This is a genomic window from Microbulbifer maximicatervae (SeqCode), assembly GCF_052467825.1.
In genome coordinates this window covers 4,053,706-4,077,048 of record NZ_CP174327.1, presented here as the reverse complement: position 1 = coordinate 4,077,048, position 23,343 = coordinate 4,053,706, and the positions used below count along the sequence as shown (strand labels likewise).

Annotated in this window: 10 protein-coding genes; all 10 read left to right on the top strand. The window is 52.6% G+C overall.

Features of this window, described 5'->3' with window-relative positions; genetic code table 11:
• Positions 1-192: 192 nt before the first annotated feature.
• From ACJJII_RS18160 to ACJJII_RS18115, 10 genes are read left to right on the top strand one after another with little or no spacing between them, the layout of a single operon-like run.
• Positions 193-522, top strand: coding sequence for an isochorismate lyase (locus ACJJII_RS18160; RefSeq protein ID WP_413662063.1), 330 nt, complete (start codon positions 193-195; stop codon positions 520-522).
• Entirely contained in the window at positions 519-1,934 is a 1,416-nt protein-coding gene (locus tag ACJJII_RS18155) for an isochorismate synthase (protein ID WP_444917214.1), read from the top strand. Before ACJJII_RS18160 ends, ACJJII_RS18155 begins: the two co-directional genes overlap by 4 nt.
• Positions 1,912-8,535 carry a non-ribosomal peptide synthetase gene (locus ACJJII_RS18150; RefSeq protein WP_444917213.1) on the top strand — a complete coding sequence of 2,208 codons (6,624 nt, stop codon included), beginning with the start codon at positions 1,912-1,914 and terminating at the stop codon, positions 8,533-8,535. The genes ACJJII_RS18155 and ACJJII_RS18150 overlap by 23 nt, the downstream gene beginning before the upstream one ends.
• A gap of 48 nt (positions 8,536-8,583) precedes the next feature.
• A complete protein-coding gene (locus ACJJII_RS18145) occupies positions 8,584-14,169 on the top strand; it encodes a non-ribosomal peptide synthetase (RefSeq protein WP_444917212.1) in 5,586 nt (1,861 codons plus the stop codon).
• The gene (locus ACJJII_RS18140; RefSeq protein WP_444917211.1) at positions 14,170-15,963 is read left to right on the top strand and encodes an ABC transporter ATP-binding protein; all 1,794 of its coding nucleotides are present in this window, start codon (positions 14,170-14,172) and stop codon (positions 15,961-15,963) included. It begins immediately after the preceding gene.
• A complete protein-coding gene (locus ACJJII_RS18135; protein WP_444917210.1) occupies positions 15,960-17,714 on the top strand; it encodes an ABC transporter ATP-binding protein in 1,755 nt (584 codons plus the stop codon). The genes ACJJII_RS18140 and ACJJII_RS18135 overlap by 4 nt, the downstream gene beginning before the upstream one ends.
• Entirely contained in the window at positions 17,711-18,811 is a 1,101-nt protein-coding gene (locus ACJJII_RS18130) for a saccharopine dehydrogenase NADP-binding domain-containing protein (protein ID WP_444917209.1), read from the top strand. Before ACJJII_RS18135 ends, ACJJII_RS18130 begins: the two co-directional genes overlap by 4 nt.
• Complete coding sequence (locus tag ACJJII_RS18125; RefSeq protein WP_444917208.1) at positions 18,808-19,959, top strand: class I SAM-dependent methyltransferase; 1,152 nt, start codon at positions 18,808-18,810, stop codon at positions 19,957-19,959. Before ACJJII_RS18130 ends, ACJJII_RS18125 begins: the two co-directional genes overlap by 4 nt.
• 9 nt (positions 19,960-19,968) lie before the next feature.
• Positions 19,969-22,242, top strand: a complete 2,274-nt coding sequence (locus ACJJII_RS18120) for a class I SAM-dependent methyltransferase (protein WP_444917207.1) — start codon at positions 19,969-19,971, stop codon at positions 22,240-22,242.
• Complete coding sequence (locus tag ACJJII_RS18115; RefSeq protein WP_444917206.1) at positions 22,232-23,338, top strand: Gfo/Idh/MocA family oxidoreductase; 1,107 nt, start codon at positions 22,232-22,234, stop codon at positions 23,336-23,338. Before ACJJII_RS18120 ends, ACJJII_RS18115 begins: the two co-directional genes overlap by 11 nt.
• The last annotated feature ends 5 nt before the right edge of the window (positions 23,339-23,343 follow it).

Here is a 23,343-nt window from a genome sequence, read left to right as displayed (position 1 = left end):
TCTCTGCCTCGATTAATCCGGGATCATTATTTTTGATGATGTTCGAATTATTTCTCTTTAGTAACAAGTAGCACACACTCTCTCCACCCTGACGCCCAAATCCAAAACAAACATCCCGTTGATTTCGCAAATGATATGTTATAACGTTTCATTATCGATGGGAAGATGAACAGCTTAGGTGATGGAGTTTCTATGCAAGCAACGAAGCTACCAATGGAGTGTGAAAATCTGAATGAGATCCGCCAAGGTATCGATTCCATTGATCGCGAGATCATCAGGCTGTTGCAGCGGCGTATGGGGTATGTTTTGTCAGCAGCCCAGTTCAAGCCGGATGAAACGAGTATTCCTGCTCCAGACCGGGTTGCGGAGATGTTGATTGACCGCCGTCGTTGGGCTGAGAAAGAACAACTTTCCGCAGATTATATAGAGCAGCTTTTTACCGGGATTATTCACTGGTTTATCAATCAGCAAAAGCTGCATTGGCGCGCTGAGCGCGGCTTGCCCGTTGAGGAAGGTGTATGAAGGGCCGCTCTAAATATGCTGGCCTGGAAGCCTGTTTGCAGGAAGCGAAGTCCAGGGTAAGCCGGGGACAGCCAGAGGTTCTGGCATCTTTTTCATCTCCATGTCATAGACGCAACCCAATAGGGTTGTTTGCCTCCGGCTATCAGCATGAAAGGTTCGCGTCTCTGTGGGGTGTGCCCTCTAGAGATGAATATGCTGTGACCTTTGGCTCTGCCTGTGAATTTAGTTGTGCCCCAGGGGAATCTTGGTCTGAAATCCAAGCCAATTGGCAAAAATTGATGTCCTCCGCTGTGGTAAGCGGGGGGCATCGGCCGGTTTTGTGTGGTGGGTTTGCTTTTGATAGCCAAAAAGATTCCTCATCCTTGTGGCAAGACTTTCCCGCAGGGGCGCTTACGTTGCCTGAGTTGGCCCTTTACTGTGAAGGGGATCGCAGTTATCTGGTAATGAATTTTATCGTTACCGATCAAACAGAATGCAATCAGGCTGCGGAGCGGCTGAAGGCGCGGTGGCAGCATATTTTGTCTCGTAGCTCTGACTTTTCTGCGAATGACAATTTGTTTTCGGTGGAGTCTGATTTTAGCCAAAATTATGCAGGCCAAATGGCTTGGCAGCAGCGTGTAGTAGGCGCGGTCGAATCAATCAAGCGCAACGAATTTCAAAAAGTAGTTCTCGCTCGTTCTGAATCACTGAGCGCGGATTGCTGCCCGGGAAGTATTCTCGGATATTTACAAGAATCTTACCCCGATGCCTATTTATTTGCCTTTTCCCGCGGAAAAAGTTGCTTTCTTGGGGCTTCGCCTGAGCGCTTAGCGGCTGGTAAAGACGGGCGTATTAGCACAGTGGCTTTGGCCGGTAGCGCACCTCGGGGAAAAGACCTGGCAACTGATTACAAATTGGGGATATCTCTGCTTGACAGCGAGAAGGACCGATTTGAACACGACCTGGTTGTCCAACATCTCCTTTCTATTTTGCGCAAATACTGCCACAGCGTAGCGGAACCTGAACCGCCCCAACTTTGTAAATTAAAGCAAATTCAGCATTTACTGTCGCCTCTAGAGGGCTTGGTGAAAGATGGTGTAAATCTGTTGGATATCTTATCGGATTTACACCCCAGTGCTGCGGTGGGAGGCCTGCCGAGGAAAAAAGCACTGAAGTATATCCGTGAAAATGAAGACCTGGATCGCGGTTGGTATGCCGGACCTGTTGGTTGGCTCAATGCCGAGGGGGAAGGGGAGTTTGCTGTTGCGCTGCGTTCTGCACTTATTACTCCGGGCAAGGTAACACTATTTGCCGGTTGTGGCCTGGTTGAGGCTTCCCTTCCTACCCACGAGTATCGTGAAAGTTGCATCAAAATGCGTGTTATCCGAGACGCAATAAGGAGCGTATCTCTTGTCGCCGAAGCCGCAGAATAAATCAGAGCCAATCAGTCCGGCCAGTTTGTTAAAGGATTTAGTTTGTCAGGCTATTGATGCCGATATTAATGGCATTCATCCGCAAGCTGACTTAATTGCACTGGGGCTTAACTCAGTACAAATCATGAAGATGGCTGGTCAATTAAGGCAGAAAAAGATCAAAGTAAAATTTGCTGATCTTATTGCAGTGCCTCAATTGGAAGCCTGGCTTTCTCTACCTCAGTTGGCTACTGGAACTGAAGAAAGTACCAGTGAACATTTATCTGTGCAGGGAGTCTTTGATGAAGGCACTCCCTTTGATTTGGCACCGATGCAACATGCCTATTGGATTGGACGAGACCCGAACCAATATTTAGGGGGTGTAGCCGCACATTTTTATCATGAGTTTGATGGCCAGGATGTAGTACCTGAGCAACTGGAACAGGCTGTGCGCTCCCTATTCGAGCGGCATGGGATGCTGCGTGTTCAAATCCTCGATGATGGTCGACAGCAGATTCCCACAGAAGTGAGCTGGCCCGGTTTAAAGGTTCATGATTTCAGGCATCAGGCTGCCGCAGAAGCGGAGCAGAGTCTTATCGCTGTTAGGGAGCAACTCTCCCATCGGCAGCTGGATATATCGCAGGGCGAGGTTTTTGATGTACAGCTCTCATTGTTACCTGCGGAATTAAAAGCTGGCGGCACACGCCTGCATATTAATCTGGATATGGTAGCTGCAGATGCCTTTAGTCTGCGCGTATTACTGAATGACCTGGCCAAGCTTTACCTGGAACCAGAGCAGTCTCTGGTACCGCTTAATTACAGTTATCCGCGCTACCAGGCTGACCGCAGCGCTCTTCACTCAAAGGAAGAGCGGCAGGCTGAGAAGCTGCGGGCTAAGGCGCACTGGCAGGATCGCCTGGCAGATTTGCCCGGTGCTCCTCAATTACCCACTGCAATAGGTATTGAGTCTAAAGACACTCGTCGCGTTGTTCGTCGCCACTATAGTCTGTCTGCTGATCGGAAAAACCAGCTGGCAGAACTTGCGAGCCGTCACCGTATTACTTTGTCCATGACCCTGGCAGCGGCGCTTGCTGAAGTGCTTACGGTCTATAGCGAAGAATCAGACTTTCTGCTGAATCTCCCCCTGTTCGACCGGGAATCCCTGCACCGGGATGTCAACTCCCTGGTAGGAGACTTTACTTCTTCGATCTTGCTTGCCTGGCAGGGCAGCCAGAGTGGAACCTTCGTTGAGCGTGCACAGCGTTTACAACACAACTTCCGTCAGGATGTAGCGCACGGGAGTTATTCCGGCGTAGAGGTGCTGCGTGACCTCAGCAGGCAACAGGGACAAACGGTGTTTGCGCCGGTTGTCTTTACCAGTGCGCTTGGGCTGGGAGAATTATTTGGCGAGTCAGTTCGCAGTGCCTTTGGAGATGTCAATTGGATTATCTCCCAAGGGCCACAAGTGTGGCTGGACGTACAGGTTATGGAGCTCAAAGGCGGCCTGTCTGTAAACTGGGATGCGCGGGAAACTGCTTTTGCTCCCGGCGTTCTGGATGGCATGTTTGCGGCCTTTACGCAGTTACTGGAATGCCTGATCGGTAGCCCGGAATTCTGGGCCCAGCCCATACCATCGCTGCTGCCAGCGGAGCAAAAGCACCAGCGGCAGCAGGTAAATTCCACAGCCAAGCCATACCAGTCTCACCAATTACACGAACATTTTTTTAGCAATGCTAAAAACTGCCCGGAAGCAGTGGCTCTCTATTGGAACGGTGAACAAATCCGTTACGGGGAGTTGGCCCACAGTGCTTTGGCGATGGCCGCGTATTTACAGCTTCAAAGTGTTGAGCCCGGTGATTTGGTCGGTATTTTATTACCCAAGGGGCCGGAGCAGATTATTGCAGCCTTGGGCGTATTAGCGGCAGGAGCGGCTTATCTGCCACTGGGTATAGACCAGCCACCGTTGCGTAGAGAGCGCGTACTGAAACTTGCTGGAGCCAAGCTGGTTATAGATAACTTGTCTGTGCTCTCCGGTGTCGCGCCTTTATCCAAGCCTGTTGTGGGAGAGGCAAAAGATCTCGCCTATACCATTTTTACCTCTGGCTCTACCGGTGAACCTAAGGGCGTCGAAATTAGTCACGGGAGTGCCTGGAACACCATAGCGGACATTAACGCGCGCTTTTCGGTTAATGAAAATGATCGCGTGCTGGCCGTATCGGCATTGGATTTTGACCTTTCCGTTTACGATATTTTTGGGCTCTTGTCCGCCGGCGGAGCATTGGTATTGGTTGAAGAGGAATCCCGGCGGGATGCTGAGCGCTGGCATCAGCTGGTGTGCCAACATGGCGTTACTGTTTGGAATACGGTGCCGGCGCTGTTGGATATGCTGCTGACCACGGGTGGTAATACCCCAGCTGGAGAGCTGCGCCTGGTATTAAATTCTGGCGACTGGATCAGCCTCGACCTGCCGGAACGATTAAAGCGCGTAAACCCAGGTTGCCGCTTTATCGCTTTGGGCGGCGCCACCGAAGCTTCTATCTGGACGAACAATTTTGAAGTCAAAGAAGTTGATCCCTCTTGGCGATCTATTCCCTATGGTTACCCTTTAGCCAACCAGCAATTCAGAGTGGTGGATACCCTGGGGCGCGATTGCCCCAACTGGGTGACAGGGGAGTTGTGGATCGGTGGTGCTGGCGTTGCTTTAGGGTATCGCGGTGCTCCCGGTATCACCGCAGCCCGTTTTGTGACAGACGAAGGGGAGCGCTGGTACCGCACCGGAGACTTGGGCCGTTACTGGCCGAACGGGTGCCTGGAGTTTTTGGGCCGCGCCGATAACCAAGTCAAGGTGCGTGGACACCGCATTGAACTCGGCGAGATTGAAGCGGCACTGACCGCACACAAAGGGATTGCGCAAGCGGTTGCACTGCTGACTCAGCGAGGTGTGGTTGCGGTTGTCGTTCTGGAATCCAAGTTATCGCAAGGGAATATAAATCCAGAAAAGTGCTTTGTCGATTTGCAGCAGTTGCAGGAACCCTTGAACGACCTGCGTGAATTCCTGACCCGGCGATTGACCAGCGCCATGCTGCCCAGTGAGCTTTGCTATCTCGCTGAAATACCTCTTACCGCCAATGGCAAAATTGATCGCGGCGGTTTACAGCAGTTTGCCGATGAATCTATAGCGCAACACCAGGCAAAGCAGAACCCACCGCAAGGTAAATTAGAGCAGCAGGTGGCTGCCACCTGGTGCAAATTCCTCGATGTTAATGATGTAGCCCGGGATGATAATTTCTTCGCACTTGGAGGTGACTCCCTGTTAGCAACCCGTGTTGTGCGAGATCTGCGCGAGTCTGGCTTTGAAGGTGTCACACTGTCGGAATTATTTAGCCAGCCCAGCTTGGCCGACTTTGCTGCGACATTAGTTCAAGATTCAACTGAGAACCCACAGCGAAATAAAGGCACTACCGAAATTACTGTTACACCCTGGCAATCGGATAAGGCCAATCGGTACGCCGCTTTTGAACCTACCGATGTCCAGCGGGCCTATTGGCTGGGAAGGGACCCAGAATTTGTTTTGGGTGGTATCGGTTGTCATTTTTATCGCGAATATGACGTTGTTGATCTCGATCTGGAGCGCTTGGAATCTGCGCTAAATGCCATGATTGCCCGCCATGAAATGCTGCGGGCTGTATTCGACAGCGAAGGTCGACAGCGCGTCCTTGCCAATGTACCGAGATTTTCCATTGATGTTACAGAGGTAGACAGCGATCCAGCTTCTGCTTTTGCGCAACTGCGACAGGAGTGCGCGGAGCAGGTGTTTGAGCCCAGCCGGTGGCCACTGTTTGATGTCCGTGCTGTGCGGTGTGGCCGCAATACCCGATTGGCTATCGGTTTGGATAATTTGATTCTCGATGCTTTCAGTATTCTGCTGTTTTATCGTGAGTTAAATATCCTCTATCAGAGCCCCGATACTGATCTACCTTCTATCGAACTCTCTTTCCGCGACTATGTGCGCAATGTATTGCCGCAAACTACCGCAGTATTTGATAGTGATCTTCCAGAAGGTCCCCTGGCTGCCGCAAAAACATTTTGGCAGAACAAATTATCGGAGCTGCCTCCCGCGCCCCAGCTGCCCATTGTGCGGGAGCCGGCATCCATTGAGCGCCCGCACTTTGTGCGTCATCAACAGCATATTGATAAAGGGACCTGGCAAAACCTGGTTGCACGCGCGGCTGAGCAGGGAATCACGCCGTCAAGTCTGCTTCTAACCGCTTTTGCCGAAGTGCTTAGCCGCTGGAGCAGTCGCCCCGACCTGAGCCTTAACCTTACCTTGTTCGATCGCCGTGAAGTCCATCCGGATATCTATCGGGTGATGGGGGATTTCACCTCCCTGACACTGGTGGGTTACCGGCCAGAGGCCGGTGACAGCTGGTTGGTGAGAGCGAAAAAAATACAAGGGGAAGTTGGCGCGGCCCTGGAACATCGCGATATTTCCAGTGTTAGCCTGATGCGGGAATTAGCCCGCCGACAGAGCGATGCGGAAGCCACAATGCCCGTGGTCTTCACCAGTGCCCTGGGTATTCCCGGTGGCACAGCGGCACCGGAGGATGGGCCTCTGCGGAAACCTATCTGGGCCCTGACACAAACACCGCAAGTCTGGCTGGATCACCAAGTGGTCGAAGTCGAGGGTGGCGTTTTCTTAAATTGGGATGTTGTCGAAGCGCTTTTCCCAGAGGGGATGTGCGCGGAAATGTTCCAGGCCTATATCGGCTTGCTCCAATGGGCGGGTGACGCTGAATGGGATTCCACACCGCCTGATTTATTACCCAGTGCTCAACGGGAACTGAGAACCCAGCTTGAAAAGCGTACCGCGATTGACCCAACGGATAATTTGTCGCAGCGATTTTTCCAGCAAGCAAAAGCGAACCCTGAGAATATCGCCTTGTATTGGGGGGACGATAATTCCCTGAGTTATGGCGTCCTGGCAGAGCGTGCTTTACGTATCGCTGCCTGGTTATTGGAAAGTCAGGTTTCATCTGCCGAGGTGGTGGCCGTCAACCTGCCGAAAGGGCCCGACCAGATTGCCGCTGTTCTGGGAGTACTCGCAGCGGGAGCCGCTTACTTACCTGTCGGTATCGATCAACCGCAGGCAAGGCGCGAGTCAATGTTGCGCCGTGCCGATGTAAAAGTGGTACTCGACCAAAGTGCAATTCAACAGGCCGAACAGTTCGCTCCTATAGATAAGCCTATTGCAACAGAACCCAAGCAACTGGCTTATATCATTTTCACTTCCGGCTCCACGGGCGAACCCAAGGGCGTCGAGATCAGTCACGGTGCCGCCTGGAATACCATTTCCGATATCAACGAACGTTTCTCTGTTGATGGAAATGATCGTGTATTGGCCATTTCAGCCCTGGATTTTGACCTCTCTGTTTACGATATTTTTGGACTGCTATCGGTCGGTGGTGCGCTGGTCTTGATTGAGGAGGAGGACCGACGGGATGCCGAGTGCTGGCATCAACGGGTATGTCAGTACGGCATCACCATCTGGAATACGGTACCGGCGCTACTGGATATGTTACTCGCTGTCGGTGCCGCTACACCGCCTGGCAATTTGCGTTTGGTATTAAATTCCGGCGATTGGATTGGCCTGGATTTACCCCAGCGATTAAAACAAGTACAGCCCGAATGCCGTTTTATCGCACTGGGTGGCGCCACTGAAGCTTCTATTTGGTCTAACAGTTTTGAAGTAAAAGAAGTTGACCCAAGCTGGCATTCGATTCCCTATGGATACCCACTGGCCAACCAGCAATTTAGGGTGGTGGATACCCAAGGGCGCGATTGCCCTGACTGGGTTACAGGTGAACTGTGGATTGGCGGTGACGGAGTCGCCATGGGCTATCGCGCAGCACCAGAGTTAACCGAAACGCGCTTTGTCACAGTCAATGGTGAGCGCTGGTATCGCACAGGGGATCTTGGGCGCTATTGGTCGAATGGCTGCCTGGAATTTTTGGGACGTGCCGATAGCCAGGTCAAAGTGCGTGGCCATCGTATTGAGTTGGGTGAAATCGAAAGCGTACTTACTCGCCAAGTGTTTGTGCAGCAGGCCCTGGTGCTGGCTAATGCACAAAAGTTGGTTGCTACCGTTGTGCTCGGGCCCCAGTGCCCAACAGATTTTAATACTGACGACCTACGGGAATACCTTCGCTCCCAGCTGCCTTCTTATATGGTCCCGGATTTCGTTGTGACTTTGCCGGAAATGCCCCTGAGTGCAAATGGCAAAGTGGATCGCGCTTTGGTTTTAAAGCAAGTAAATGCAGCAGAAAAACCGGAAAAACAAAAAGCCCCTGAACTGGTAACAGACAACGAACGCTTGGTGGCGCAGATTTGGCAGGAGCTTCTCAGCTTGCCAAAGATTAACCGCGATCAAAGTTTCTTCGAACTCGGTGGCGATAGTTTATTGGCGACACGCTTTATTGACCGCCTAAAACAGCAGCACCGTTTGCTCCTTCCCCTCAGACGTTTATTTGCCTCTCCGAGACTGGCAGATGTTGCCGGTGCCCTAAGCACAATGGAACCGCCAGTGGATATTGATGCGGATATGGTGGAAGAGGGCGTGATATGAATTTGATAAGTAAATTATTTTTCAGCGATTGGACGGAGTTTTAACCCCATGACGGCTATGGAACTGATCGACGAACTACAAGGGCTTGGGGTTGAACTTTGGACCGAGTCTGAACAATTGCGTTTCCGCGCAGCCAAAGGCCTGCTGACCGAGCAGCACAAGCAAAGGTTACGGGAGCATAAGTTACAAATTATTGAAATATTAAACGCTGCTCAATCAGGCGCTGGCAATGACTCTGGTTTGGGGGTGGTGGTCGAGGCCGACACAGAAAATCGGCATGAGCCTTTCCCTTTAACCGATGTACAGACTGCCTATTTGTTGGGGCGGCAAAATGCATTTGGCTATGGTGGCGTTGCCTGTCACGGTTACCTGGAGCTGGAATATCCCGGATTAAACCCAAAAGGTTTGCAGGAAGCCTGGAACCAGCTGATTGAGCGTCACCCTATGTTGAGGGCGGTTATTGAGCAGGAGGGATATCAGCGGGTCCTCCAGGAAGTGCCGCACTACCAGATGATCAGTCAGGACCTCACCGGCATGGATGAGGAAGCCCTGGAGCTCGCCCTTAAATCGGTGAGAGATGAACTGGACCACCGTGTGTACACCATTGGTGAGTGGCCGATGTTCGAGCTGCGCCATACCCGCACGGATAAAGGACATATCGTACATTTCTCTATGGATGCACTGATCGCAGACTGGGCCAGTGCGGGCATATTGTTTAGCGAGCTTGATGTTCTGCTAGCGAATCCCAGTGCGTCCCTACCTGCACTGGAAATCGATTTTCGCGATTACCTACTGGCCGAACGGAGTCTACTGGACAGCCAGGGTTACCAAAACGATCGCCGCTATTGGTTGGACCGCCTCGATCAACTGCCGGCAGCACCTGAGCTACCGGTATTGCCGCCAGCCTCAGAAGTGGAATCTGTGCGCTTTAATCGCCATCACTACCGCCTGGATATTACCCATTGGCAGAAACTGAAGCAGCGAGCCGGTGCTGCTGGACTGACCGCATCAGTTGCCGTACTGGCTGCTTACGCCGCGGTATTGCAACGTTGGAGTCGTCAGCCACGCTTCAGCCTGAGTCTTACTTTATTGAATCGATTGCCCTTACACCCTCAGGTGAATCAGCTGATCGGGGATTTTACTTCGGTCAGTGTATTGGCGATTGGTCATTCCACAGGAAAGTCCTTTCGCGATTGGGCGGCCAGTATCGGCGAGCAGCTGTTCAATGATATTGATCACCGCTTGTTCTCCGGCGTGGAATTACTGCGGGAGCTATCCCGTGCACGAGGACCGGAGGCCGCATTGATGCCGGTGGTATTTACCAGTGCTATTGGCCTGGGAGATACAGAAAAACCTGCCAGCGGTAGAGAGTCTGGCAGAGGAATTACCCAGACACCGCAAGTCACCTTGGACTGCCAGGTGAGAGATGACGCCGATGGTCTGGAAATCAACTGGGATGTGCGCCAGGGCGTTTTTCCATCGGGCCTGGTGGAAGATATGTTCGCGGCATTTACCGGCTTGTTGAATGAGCTTTCCACGAGTGGCGATGGGCAATGGCTGAGTACATCTCCGGTTTCTTTACCCGAGTGGCAGCAACAGGAGAGACATCAGGTTAATCAAACCGATGGACCTGTTCCTTCAGCGTTATTGCATCAGGGCGTATTTGCACAGGCAACGGCGACGCCGGAAGCTACCGCCATTATTGATTGCAATGGCAGTGTCAGTTATGGCGACTTGGCAAAAAAAGCGGCGGGCATCGCCAAAGCTCTGGCCAAAGAAGGTTTCCAGCTGGGGGGCCGCGTTGCTATTGCAATGCCGAAAGGGCGAGAGCAAATAGCGGCGACTCTTGGTGTGCTCCTGGCCGGTGGTATCTATTTGCCACTGGATGCGGCACAACCGGAAATACGGCTCAATAAATTATTGCTCAGTGCAGAGGCGGAACAGGTCCTGACTCTCAGTGACCTCGCCAGCCAAGTTCAGTGGCCATCAGAAGTACAGGTGATCAGTGTCGATACCCTGGCTCCTGAAACTGAAATTCCTCTGGCCAGCAACGGTGACCCGGAGCAGCTCGCTTACGTTATCTATACGTCCGGTTCTACCGGCGATCCCAAAGGGGTGATGATTAATCATCGGGCCGCTTTGAATACGGTGCTGGATATTAATCGGCGTTTCGAGGTGGGCTCGAGCGATCGTATCTTGGGTTTGGCTCAACTCAGTTTTGATTTGTCGGTCTACGATATTTTCGGCCCCTTGGCAGTGGGTGCGACTTTGGTATTGACCGATCCGGCCCGTGGCGCAGACCCTTCGCACTGGGCGGAGGTCATGGATGAGCACCGGGTGACATTGTGGAACTCTGTTCCTGCGCAGTTACAAATGCTGGCTACCTATTTGGATACAGAACCTCGTCCATTGTCTGAGTGGCGATTGGCAATGCTGTCGGGAGACTGGATTCCGGTTACTTTACCGGAACATATCAGGCGCCATGTGCCAGCACTCGACCTGATCGGTATGGGTGGGGCTACAGAAGCTGCGATTTGGTCCAATTACCACCGTATTGAGAGAGTCGACCCTGCTTGGAGCAGTATTCCCTATGGCGTGCCGCTGACGAACCAGGGCTTCAGGGTATTGGATAGCCAATTGCGCGATGCCCCTGTGTGGGTAGCGGGTGAGCTGATGATTACTGGCCTCGGATTGGCCGATGGTTATCTCGGTGATGCGGCGCTCTCTGAACAGAAGTTCTTTTCTCATCCGGTGGATGGCCAGCGCCTTTATCGCACTGGTGACTTGGGCCGCTATTTACCCGGTGGTGAACTCGAGTTCCTGGGCCGTGAAGACGGACAGGTAAAAATTCGCGGACACCGTATTGAGCTGGGAGAAGTGGAGTCTGCATTATTGGCCCACCCCGCAGTATCAACAGCAGCGGCGGTAATTGAGAAGAAAGAGGGAGGCTCGAGAGCGGATTTAAATCTGTTGGGCTTTGTAGAAAGTCGTCGCATGGATGATGCCGAGCCGGCGGTTATCGATCCCGAGCTGGTAAATTCAGTGCGTCAGTTTGCGCACTACCAGGCCGGTGAGCCAGAAGCTGTCAGTGTCGGCGATTATGTGCAGGCACTTGAAAATGCATCCCTGTTATCGATGCTTCACGGTCTGGTGGAATTAGGGGCGTTTACAAATTGTGAGCAGGGATATAGTTCAGAAGAAGTTCTCTCCTTAGCCAAAGTACATGAAAAGCATCACTGGTTAGTGCGTCGTTGGTTGGACCTTCTCGTTAACGCAAAGCTGCTCAGCTTATCCACTGCCAGCTCCAGTACTGAGGAAAAATACACGCGAACCCAAGAAATTGATGCTTCCGCTGTTGATGCTGTGTGGAAGCGAGTTGAGCAGGGGATTGAAAGCAGCTTTTGTAATCGGGAATTCCTGCAATATCACCGGGATCATATCGAGTTATTACCGCAGTTATTAGCGAATCAACAAAACCCATTTGAGTTGTTGTTCCCCCAAGGCGACCAGCAGGTGGCTTTGGCTCTCTATCGAGATGACCTTATCGCCCGCTATAACAATGCCGCCGCTGCCGCATTAATTAACCGTATTGCCGCCCAGAGCGATAGAGGGTTAACGGTTCTTGAGTTGGGCGCTGGCACAGGGGCTACCAGCGCTTCTGTTATTCCTATGTTGGATGGATATGACGTCGATTATCTATTCACTGACATGACCGCATTTTTCCTGACTGAGGCTCGCCGCCAATTTAAAGAGTGGCCTTGGGTACGCTTTGGATTAATGGATCTCAATACCGACTATCGCGCCCAGGGTTTGGCTCCTAATAGCGCAGATGTCATTTTGTGTGCAGGTATGCTCAACAGTACCCGAGATCCAGAGGCGGCTATTGCCAGTGTTGTGGAGTTACTGGCACCCGGAGGCTGGTTAATCCTGACTGAGCCAACGGTGGATCACGCCCATATCTTACTCACCCAGGGTTTTATGATGGACCCCGCCGGTGATGATCGCTCTTGTGGTGCGACCAAGTTCCTTTCTATCGGGAAATGGCAGTCGCTGTTGAAAGCCAATGGAGCCGGACAGATTCTTTCCCTGCCTGAAGATGACCATCTTTTGTCTGCTTTCGGCATGAATCTACTGGCCGCGCAGATGAAAACTGACAGACAGGATTTGAGTGCCAGGACACTGCGGGACTTTTTAGCGAATCGGTTGCCCGCACATATGGTGCCCGCACATTTGCAAGTTCTCGACCAACTGCCGCTCACCGCCAATGGCAAGATCGATCGCAAAAAGCTGGCTGGTTGGCGTCCAGCAACGGGGGATACGCAAGAGGCTGCGAACTCAGAGCAAATGGACCCACTGGAAACTGCTCTGTGCAAACTCTGGGCGAATGCGTTGGGTCTCGATAATGTCGGCCGCCAGGATAGCTTTTTTGATCTCGGTGGTGATTCGCTGATTATGGCGCGGGTTGCAGGGCGATTGCTGGAAGAAATTCCGGAAGCGAAACCTTTCACTTACGACGCCTTGTTGCGACACATGCTCAACGGACCAACGGTTGCTGCATTGGCCAGAGCCCTGAGAGTTGAGCCGGATGCTGTTGCCGAGGGGCAGGAAGATACTGAGAGCGACACTTTGGTTGCCACTACCCGCGAGGGCAGCAATTCCTTGATGGTTCCTTTCAGTCATATAGGCGAGGGTAAAGGGGCCTCTAAAGAAGGGGCGCCGGTACGGATTATGTTCCATGCGGCCCTGGGTACCCTGGATTATTTCCAGCACTTGGGCAAAGCGCTTGCGGCTCAAGATCTGGGTCCAGTATTTGGGATTGCGGTAGCGAATACGGAAGAGTATTTGTCGATCGATGCAAAAGAATTAATCGAGCGCACCGCCGACGATTACGCCCAGCGAATAATTGACGAGGGCTACCAGCGCTGCCAGTTAATTGGTTACTGCCTGGGTGGTCTGCTGGCGACGGAAGTTTCGCGGAGATTGCTGGAGTGCGGGGTCGATGTGATTGACCTGAGCCTGATCGACAGTATCCCAATGTTTGTCGATACCGATGAAGAGCTGGCTTTCGAAGCGATTTTTGCCCCCAACCTAAATCTCGACCCAGTAAAAGCGGTATTTGGTGAGCATATCGAGAGCGAAGATATTTCCCGCGCGATCGAGACCTTAATGCAGAAACACAACGGTCGTGTTCCCGCCGGTGCAATGGCAGAACTCGACGGTGATGCAGGGCTTAAAACGGTCGCTGAAGCTGTGCGACAACGCTCACAACTTACCCAGGAACAGCGCCTGACCGGTTATACCGAGTTAGCCTCTGCCCAAGCGGGTGTGCCGGTCGAAGCCGCGATGATACCGGGGCTTTTCCGGGTGTGCCGACACAGTATGCGCGCCGCCTGTTTTGACCTTCCTCCCTATATTGGCGATATGACGTATTTGCGCTGCCAGGAAGAGCAATCCTTCGGTGTCACCGCCGGCGTAGGGCATATGGCTGCGCCTTATTGGCAGGAAGTTTGTCTGGGTGATTTTGAATTAATCGATGTGCCGGGCAATCACTTTAGCGTTATGGAACCGCCGCAGGTTGCCACCGTCGTCGAGCATTTGGCAAAACCATTACAGCGCGGTAAAGCGGGTAAATAGATGGCTGAGCAAATTTTGCCAAAGTCTGACCTGCGGGAACTGATGCGTCCATTTCGTGGCCTCGTGGGGCTGGGGGTGGCGCTCGGTGCTTGTGGTGCGCTCACTTCGCTGATCCCTTTTATCGGTATCGTTGAGTTGGCTCGCCTGCTCCTTGCGCCGGATATCAGTGATATTGCCGAGGCGATTATTCCTGTTGTGTTGGCGATAGTTGCCGGGCTGGCGATGGGCTGGATTTGCACCGTAATCGGTTTGTGGTTAACCCATATTGCCGACCAGCGTATGCAGGCGGAACTGCGACGTGCCCTGGTGCGGAAATTGGGGCAGGTGCCTCTGGGTTGGTACAGCGAGCACACTTCCGGTGCGGTCCGCAAGGCCGTGCAAGATGATCTCGATGATCTCCACCATATGGTTGCGCATCATCAGGTGGAGTTGGCCGCTGCGTTTGCACTGCCGCTGGCGGGCTTGGGCTACTTATTCTGGCTCGACTGGCGCTTGGCCCTGTTAGCGGTAGTTACCCTGCCAATTTACCTCGTGTCCTACGCCTGGATGATGCGTGGTTTCGGGGAAAAAATGCAGCAGCTGGATAAGGACTTTGGCCGGGTCAGTGCTGCGATTGTTGAATTTGTCCACGGCATTGCGGTGGTCAAGGTTTTCTCGCAAACCGGTCGCGCCCACAGGAATTATCAACAGGCCGTCGAGGATTTCAGTCGCCGTTATACAAGCTGGGTTACACCGCTTGTGCGTCTGGAGGCAGTCACCTCTCTGGCCCTGTCGGTGCCGGTCATTATGTTGGTGAGTCTGGCCGGAGGCGCTTGGCTGGTGGTGAATACAGGCATTCAGCCGATTGATGTTCTCGCAACAACGCTGATCGCTGTGATGATTCCCCAGACGATTCTCACCTTGAGTCAGGGGCTGACCGCCCAGCAAAAAGCCAAAGCTGCCGCAGGCAGGATCGATCAATTGTTGGAGGTTGAGCCTCTGGCTGTTACCTCTGAACCCAAAGAGCCCAAAGATGCAGGGCTGCTCTTTAAGCAGGTCAGCTTTGTCTATACCCAGGATCGGCCGGTATTAAGCGATATTACTTTGCGCTGTCACCCCGGCTCGATCACAGCTTTGGTGGGGAGCTCCGGTGCCGGGAAATCCACCTTGGCCAAACTAGTTCCCCGTTTTTATGACGTGGCCCAAGGTGCTGTGCTTCTGGGAGACGTCGATGTCCGTGATATAGATCCGGACAATTTATATCGACATGTTGGCTTTGTACTTCAAGAGACTCAGCTATTGGCTGGCACTGTGGCAGATAACCTGCGCCTTGGGCGCCCGGATGCCAGTGACCAGGAGTTGGTAGATGCAGCGCGCAGTGCCTGCATCCATGAAAAAATTTTAAGTTTCCCCCAAGGTTACCAGGCGGTTATTGGCAAGGATGCCTTTTTTTCTGGTGGAGAAGCGCAGCGTTTAAGTATCGCGCGGACGCTTTTAGCAGATGCCCCTGTGTTGATTTTGGATGAGGCCACAGCTCACGCCGATCCGGAATCCGAAGCCCAAATTCAGCAGGCATTGTCCTGCCTGGTGCGCAATCGCACGGTACTGGTGATTGCCCATAAGCTGCACACCATCACCGAAGTCGATCAGATTGCGGTCCTGGACGGCGGCCGCTTGGTTGAATGCGGAAGTCACCGACAACTGTTGGCTGAGAGCAAGCACTACGCGGAACTATGGCGTTTGTACAACAGTGCTGAACAAAACGAAGAAGCAATGAATGGTGGGGCTCAGGTTATTAGCGGGGTCTCATCATGATTCGTAGTTTGCTTGCCATTCTCGGACCCGCGCATCGCCGTGAAGTTGGCACTTATACAGTATGGCTTCTCGCCTATGGCGTGTTGCAGGGAATCGCGGTGACGCTTCTGGTACCTCTGCTCAGCGCACTGTTGGCATCTGAGATGGAGGCGGTTGGGTATTGGTTGCTTTCCCTGTTATCGGTAGTTGTGATTGCTTGTATTGCCCGTTACCAGCAAACCGTAAAAGGGGCTGCACTGGCCATCCTGGTATTGAAAACCCTGCACAATCGCTTGGGTGAACACCTCTCTCAACTTCCCCTCGGTTGGTTCAGTGCAGAAAAAGTCGGTCGTTTGTCCCGCAGCGCAACCGGGGGCACCTTGATGGTGACTAACGTTTTTGCCCACCTGTTGCCCCCTGTTGTCAGCGGTGTTGTCACTCCGCTGACAGTGGGGGTGGCAATGTTGTGGTTTGACTGGCGACTGGGGCTGACCGCTTTGTTGTTTGTGCCCTTGATTTATGTCGGCCATCGTTGGTCCTCCCAGTGGATCGGCGTCATGGAAACGGAAGTGGATGCTGCTGGTGCTCGCGCCAGCAACTGGGTAGTGGAGTTTGCGCGCAACCAGGCGGTAATGAGGGCATTTGGTAAAAACGTCAGTGGTTATCTCCCACTGGAAGAGGCGATTGCCGGGCAAAGCAGAGCGGCGGGTTCCATGTTGCAGCAGACCTTCCCCCGCTTGTTTGCCGGTGGATTTATGGTGCAACTCGCCTTTGCCGCAGTGATTGCCGTGGGTGTTTGGCTCACGCTCAATCAACAACTTCCCCCTATTGAATTGGTGGCTTTGCTAGCTTTAGCGGCCCGATTTACCGGTCCTCTGGCGGAACTCGCCGGGCGCAGTGGTCTGCTGCGCATGGCCGGTAATGATTTGCACAGACTGGCCGCTATCTTTTTTGAGCAGTCGCTACCTGAGCCATCCAGATCTCAGCCTTTTACCGAGCAGGGTGGGTTGGTTGAATTTTCAAATGTGAATTTTAGCTACGAGTCGGGGCAACCGGTATTGAAGGATCTTTCCTTTAGGGTTTCTCCGGGTACCACTACAGCGATAGTCGGTGCATCAGGCTCGGGTAAAACCACCATCACCCGTTTGTTATTGCGTTTTTTTGATACCGACCAGGGCCAGGTAAAAGTGGGCGGGGTGGATGTGCGGCAACTGCGCACAGAAGACCTGATGCGGCAGATCTCTATCGTTATGCAGGATGTGTATCTGTTCAGCGACACCCTGGAAGCGAATATTCGCTTGAGCTGTCCCGAAGCCAGTCAGGAAGAACTGGAACGTGTGGCGAAACTGGCTGGCGTGGATGAGATTATCGAGCGTTTGCCCCAGGGATGGCAGACGCAGGTAGGTGAGGGGGGCGCTGCACTTTCTGGTGGCGAACGCCAGCGGGTTTCTATCGCCCGTGCCCTATTAAAAGCTGCACCTATTGTTGTGTTGGATGAAGCAACAGCAGCACTCGATCCGCGCAATGAAAAGTACCTGAACAGTTCCCTGCAGCAATTAAAACAAGGGTCCACTGTCATTGTGATCGCCCATCAATTATCCACCATTATGAACGCGGATCAAATAATCGTACTTGAAGAAGGTGCGGTGGCTGAAGTTGGCAATCACCGCAAGTTGTTATCACAGCAGGGGCTGTATGCACATTTTTGGCACCAGCGCAGCCGTGCTACTGGCTGGCGTTTGGTTGAGTCCGATACGGAGGTAAGCCTATGACAATTGCGATTTTAGGTGGTTATGGCGATGTGGGCGCAGCGGTTACCGGTTATTTACAGTCCCTCGAGTTGGGTGCTATGCGTATTGGTGGTCGCAATGCACATAAACAGCCGCTATCAAATAGCTCAGATATTTCCTGTCAGGTTGTGGACTATCGGGATGTAAATTCACTTGATCAGTTTGTTTCAGGCTGCAAGGTTCTGATCAATTGTGCAGGACCTTCACATTTAATTGGCGACAGGGTTGCCAAAGTTGCGGCACAAGTGGGAGCAGCCTATATCGATGTTGCTGGCGATGAAGCCCTCTATGAGCAACTCGATGGATCCTATTACCAGAGCCATGGACTGACCGCAGTTTTATCAGCCGGCTTACAGCCGGGGCTCAGTAGTCTGCTACCACGCTGGCTGGCAGAGCAGGAGTTTTCACAGGTAGAGAGCCTGATCAGCTATTTCGGCTTGCGCGATCGATTTACCGATGTCGCCGCCGATGATTATTTGCAAGGTGCCAATGAACAGCACAGTAAACCCTTGGCAGCCTGGCGCAATGGACGCCGGGTGAGTGGAATATTGAAACGCCGTTCCGATGTCGAGCTGCCCTTTTTTCCTGAATCTACCACTGTGCTTCCGTATTTAAATAGCGAGGGCGAGCGCCTAGCTCAGGATTTATCCCTCTCTGATGGTGATTGGTATAACGCGGTTAGCGGCTCTTATATTTTATCCGCCTTTAATACTGCCCATGGTTTTAGCCGCGATGAAGCGCGTGCAGCCCTGTGTCGGGCCAGTGAACTGGATCTGGCGGGGCGCGATCCCTATGTGCTGATGCTTTTGCAACTTACCGGTAAATACAACGAGCAAGAGCGCACTCGCACAACTGCGTTGCGGGGCACTGGCAATGCAGATCTAACAGCAGCGGTAGCCGCAGTCACCACTATGGCTGTACTTCGCGATGAAATCCCACCGGGTTGTCATTACTGCGCCCAAGTATTGCCGCCGGCATTGGCGATGGAACGCATGTCGAAGATTGGGGCATTGAGTTTTTTAACCACCCTGGAAACAAGTATTGAAGATATGGTGTGCCTTGAGGAGGGAGCCATTTGAAAAACCTAACACCTCCACCCGCCGATACCGCCCATGAGGCTGGGCTGGCAGCTTTACCCGCTGAGCTTGCTACAGACAGTGGTTTGGCAAAACTGCCGGCTGCAATGCAGAGGCTTGAGTTCATCAGCCTGCGGGCGATTATGGAGTTATTTTCCTCCAGCGGAGCGCTGACTCCAGAGAGTGTTGGGCGCGGCAGTGAGGAAATTATTAATACGCTAGGTGCGGCCTGCCGACACCACTGGCTGGTTCGCCGCTGGCTGGTGGCCTTGGTTGAACGAGAGTTTTTGAGGCTCAGTAATGGCAACTACTCCTGGGAGCAAATTCCTGAGAGTGCAGTCGGAGCAGATAAATTACCGGAGGCCTACGGTGCGCTGGGATTCCCCCCTGAAATGGCCGAGTCACATCAAAAGCTCCTGACGCATTTGTCTGAACTGGTGCGGGATCAAGTCTCCATTAATCAATTGCTGTTCGAGAATGGAGAAATACTAACGGCACTGGCCGCCTACCAGAACAACTGGTTTACGACGTATCTCAATTATGCCGCAGCGTACATGGTAAAACAGGCCGTCAAGCCAGGGCCTATGCTGAGAGTGCTTGAATTGGGGGGAGGTGCAGGCCTAACCACTTCGGCAATTTTAGATACTTTAGCCGGAAGGCCGGTTAATTATCGCTTTACCGATGTATCGCCAGTATTTACCACTGCGGCACAGAAAAAATTTCGCAATCACATCGGTTTGCGTTGCAGCCTGCTCGATATCAATGTTGATTTTTCTGTGCAGTCAATTGCACCGGCAAGTACCGATATCGTTGTGGCTGGCAATGTTTTGCACAACGCTGCTCATATTGGCCAAACGCTAAAGCGTATTCGCAGGTCGCTTGTCCCTGGTGGCTGGCTATTGTTTAGCGAATCCACTCGGGATAACCACGCCATGTTAACGGCAATGCAGTTTCTGCTTTCCCCTGCTGAATCCGGGACTCTTTTGGGCAGTGAAGATCGGCGAGGGGGCTCGGATCAGGTATTTATCGATAGCGCAGCCTGGCAGGAAGAGCTGGTAAGCGGAGGCTTTGAGATTAAGTATTTCCTGGCACCCTCGACATCGCCGCTATCAGTAGCCGGCCAAACCTTATTTGTTGCAAGGGCGGTTTAAGGGACTGTGATGAAAATAGAAGCAATAGCAGCAAATATTTTAAGTGGTTTGGAACAGTTGGGTGAAGATCCCGCATTATCACTTGAAGGCTGTGACTGGAGTGGCAGTCAGGTGCTGACTTGGACTGGTTCCGTGGTTGCAAAGCTCAGTGAGCAGCTTGCAGAACAGGGCTCACAGCGAGGCAAAACACTACTCTGGCAAGCTGATAATTCTGGGAATGGGTTGCCTCTGCTGATGCACTTGGTGGCACTAAGGCTGGGTATCGGGTTTGAACTTGTGCCTGAGGCGAACCCAGAGAAGGATTGCTTGACCTTAGAGGTACAAATCCCGAATGCGTTAGAAGGCCATCGAGGTGAGTTTTCGGTATTGCTGGCAGAAAACACCACCGTGGAGACAAACCTGACCTTACTCGAAGCGCAGCAAGAAGCTCTGGGGCCTATTCAGGGAAAGGTCGCCGTATTTTCTCCGCTTAATGAATTTGCTCGCTTTGGTATTTTCGCAGCATGGAGTTGTGGGCTACCTGTGCGATTGCAGGACCCCGCTATCAACCCAGCTAAAGCGCTGGTTGCTCTGGAGCGTTCAGGGTTTTCCGGTGTGGTATTGACGTCAACTTTGCTAAAAGGCTTGGTCGCACACCCGGCATTGGCCTTGACCAATCTCAAAAGCCTGCAATGCCTTTTGTATGAAACCGATGTCTTGCTATCACAATCGTTGTTGCGGGATATTCAACGCTTATTGGCAAAAGATATTTCCGGTTGGGTCTGTACCGATAAAGGTATAGAACCCGTTGTAAAGGTCCAGCAAGCCCAGACCCAAAAGCTTGCGACTCTTGTTGAAAGTGTTGCGAAACACCCTGCGGTTGCCAGCTCCGTGACAATTCCCCTTGCTGGAGAGAATCGCTGGGCGGTCTTTGCGCAGCCCAAAATGCGGGCAGAGGCCAGTAACCTTGATATGGCAGGGTTGTTCGAGCGAATTAATAGCGAGCTGGATGCGGAATTTGCCCATATTGATTTGGAATATGCGGTAAAGATTACGGAACAACTTAACGCTACTGCTTTGCTATCCATGCTGAATGCTTTCAGCCACCTGGGATTGTTTTGCGATCGACATTCAGTACACAGCTTAGCGGAAATACTTGAAGCCCCTCCGGTGGCTCAGCAGCACCGAGCTTTGATCAAGCGCTGGATCAAGGTTTTGCAGGAGCAGCAGTTACTTCGTACTGATGGCGAGTATTGGTCGCCAGAGATAGATCCAGACAGCTACAGTGATGCTGCCCTGGCTCTAGCATGGACTCGGCTGGAACAGGAATGGCGGATGCTGTCTGGAGCCAGTAAAACGATCGATTACGCCCGCGCTAACGCGGAACAATTACCGGATCTAATTCGGGGCAAAGTCCAGGCTGTGCACCTGCTGTTCCCCCGTGGTAGCACTGAGTTGGCGAGTGCGCTTTACCGGGAGGGTATAGCGGCCAGGTACCAGCAGCATTCAGTAAGAGCTTTATTGAAGTCCATCTTAAATAATTGGGAAGGCCAGCAACAGACTCTGAAAATACTGGAAGTTGGCGCTGGCACTGGGTCGACAACCCAGGCTCTACTGCCAGTGTTGGATAGTGTCAGTGGCCATATCAACTTTGAATACCAGTTTACGGATATCTCTGCGGCTTTTCTCGACAGCTTTTTCGCAAAACATGGGGATCAGGAGCAGCGCCCCTGGTTACACCGTGGATTGTTTGATATTGATCGTTCACCGCGCAGCCAGGGATTTTCCCCCAATAGCTTCGATGTAATTATTGCCGGTGGTGTTTTTAACGCTGCCCGCGACACAGATGCGTCATTGCGCAGGGCAGCCGAGTTATTGCGCCCTGGTGGTTGGTTCATTATGACGGAGCCAACCAGTGAGGAGTTCTGGGTGATGGCATCACAGGCGTTTATGTTGGTGGATGCCGTCGATGAGCGCACAGATACCGGTACAACCTTTCTGTCACTTTCCCAGTGGCACAATGCCTTGGATGCTGCCGGCTTACAGCTGGTCATGGATTTGCCTGTCTCCGAACACCCTTTGTCCAGACAGGGGCATCGCTTCTTCGCCTGTAGAGCTAAGCAACATCAAATGCGACTGTCAGCAGATTGCCTGGCCGAATATCTCGGTCACTTTAAGTCAGAAATTTATATCGAAGTTTTGGACAAATTGCCTTTGACTCTTGAGGGGCAGATAGATAAGGACCAATTAGAGAAATGGGCCGTGTCCATGGCTGAAAACCGGGGAGAGTCAAATGGGAATTGATAACCGCAAGCGGGTTGTCGTTGCAGGGACAGGCTTTGGCCGCATTTACCTTGAAGCCCTGACATCTTTCAGATTACCCGGCCGAGAACATTTTGAACTCTCAGGATTATTGGCTCGTGGCAGCGATTATTCCAGGAGCTGTGCCGAGCAATATGGAGTACCGCTCTATACCGAGGCAGAGCAGGTCCCCGATGATATCGATATTGTGTGTGTTGTTGTGCGTTCTGGTGCAACCGGGGGCGAGGGTTCTGAAATAGCGCAATCGTTTCTTAAACGAGGCATTCATGTATTGCAGGAGCATCCGGTCCACACCAAGGAAATTACCGCCAATCTGCTAGCTGCAAAGCAGGGGAATTCGGCCTATGCCGTTAACACCCTCTACCCCAATTTGCGCCCCACCAGGCAGTTCCTGGCTGCGGCAGAATACTTGCGTCGGCACCAGCGCCTGGAAATGATCGATGCTATTTGCAACAGCCAGATGGCCTATCCGCTATTGGATGTTATTGGTCGTGCAGTGGGCGGGCTTCGCCCCTGGTCTTTTAGCGAGCCGGTGCAACCAGAGGGCCATCCTTTTCAAAGTCTGTCGGCTACCTTTGGTGGTGTGCCCATGACTTTGCGTATTCAGAATCAGGTTCATCCACAGGACCCTGATAATCATTCCCTGCTATTACATCGGCTTGCTATAGGTGGCGAGGCTGGGGTTTTGACTTTGACTGATACTCACGGCCCCGTGCTCTGGAATCCCAGGTTGCATTCGGCAAGGGACCAAACCGGCCGGCTTATTTTAAAGGGTGAGGGTACAGAGCGGCTGGCCGTTCCCAGCATGGTTACCCTGGGCGATACGGAAATGCGTAGTTACCACGATATTTTTGCCCTCACTTGGCCGGAGGCGGTTATTGAGGCTCTGCACTCCCTTTGTACTGATATCGCACAACCCGAGAAGCGCAAGCAAAGTGGTCAATGGGCATTGAGTGTCTCAATGGCGTGGAGTGATTTAACGGCCCGAATCGGTATGCCGACGTTGATCCAGCCAGGGGAACCGGAGCCGGTATCAGTTCAGGCACTCGCGGATATTGTCGGTCAGGCTTGCGACTAGAGTTT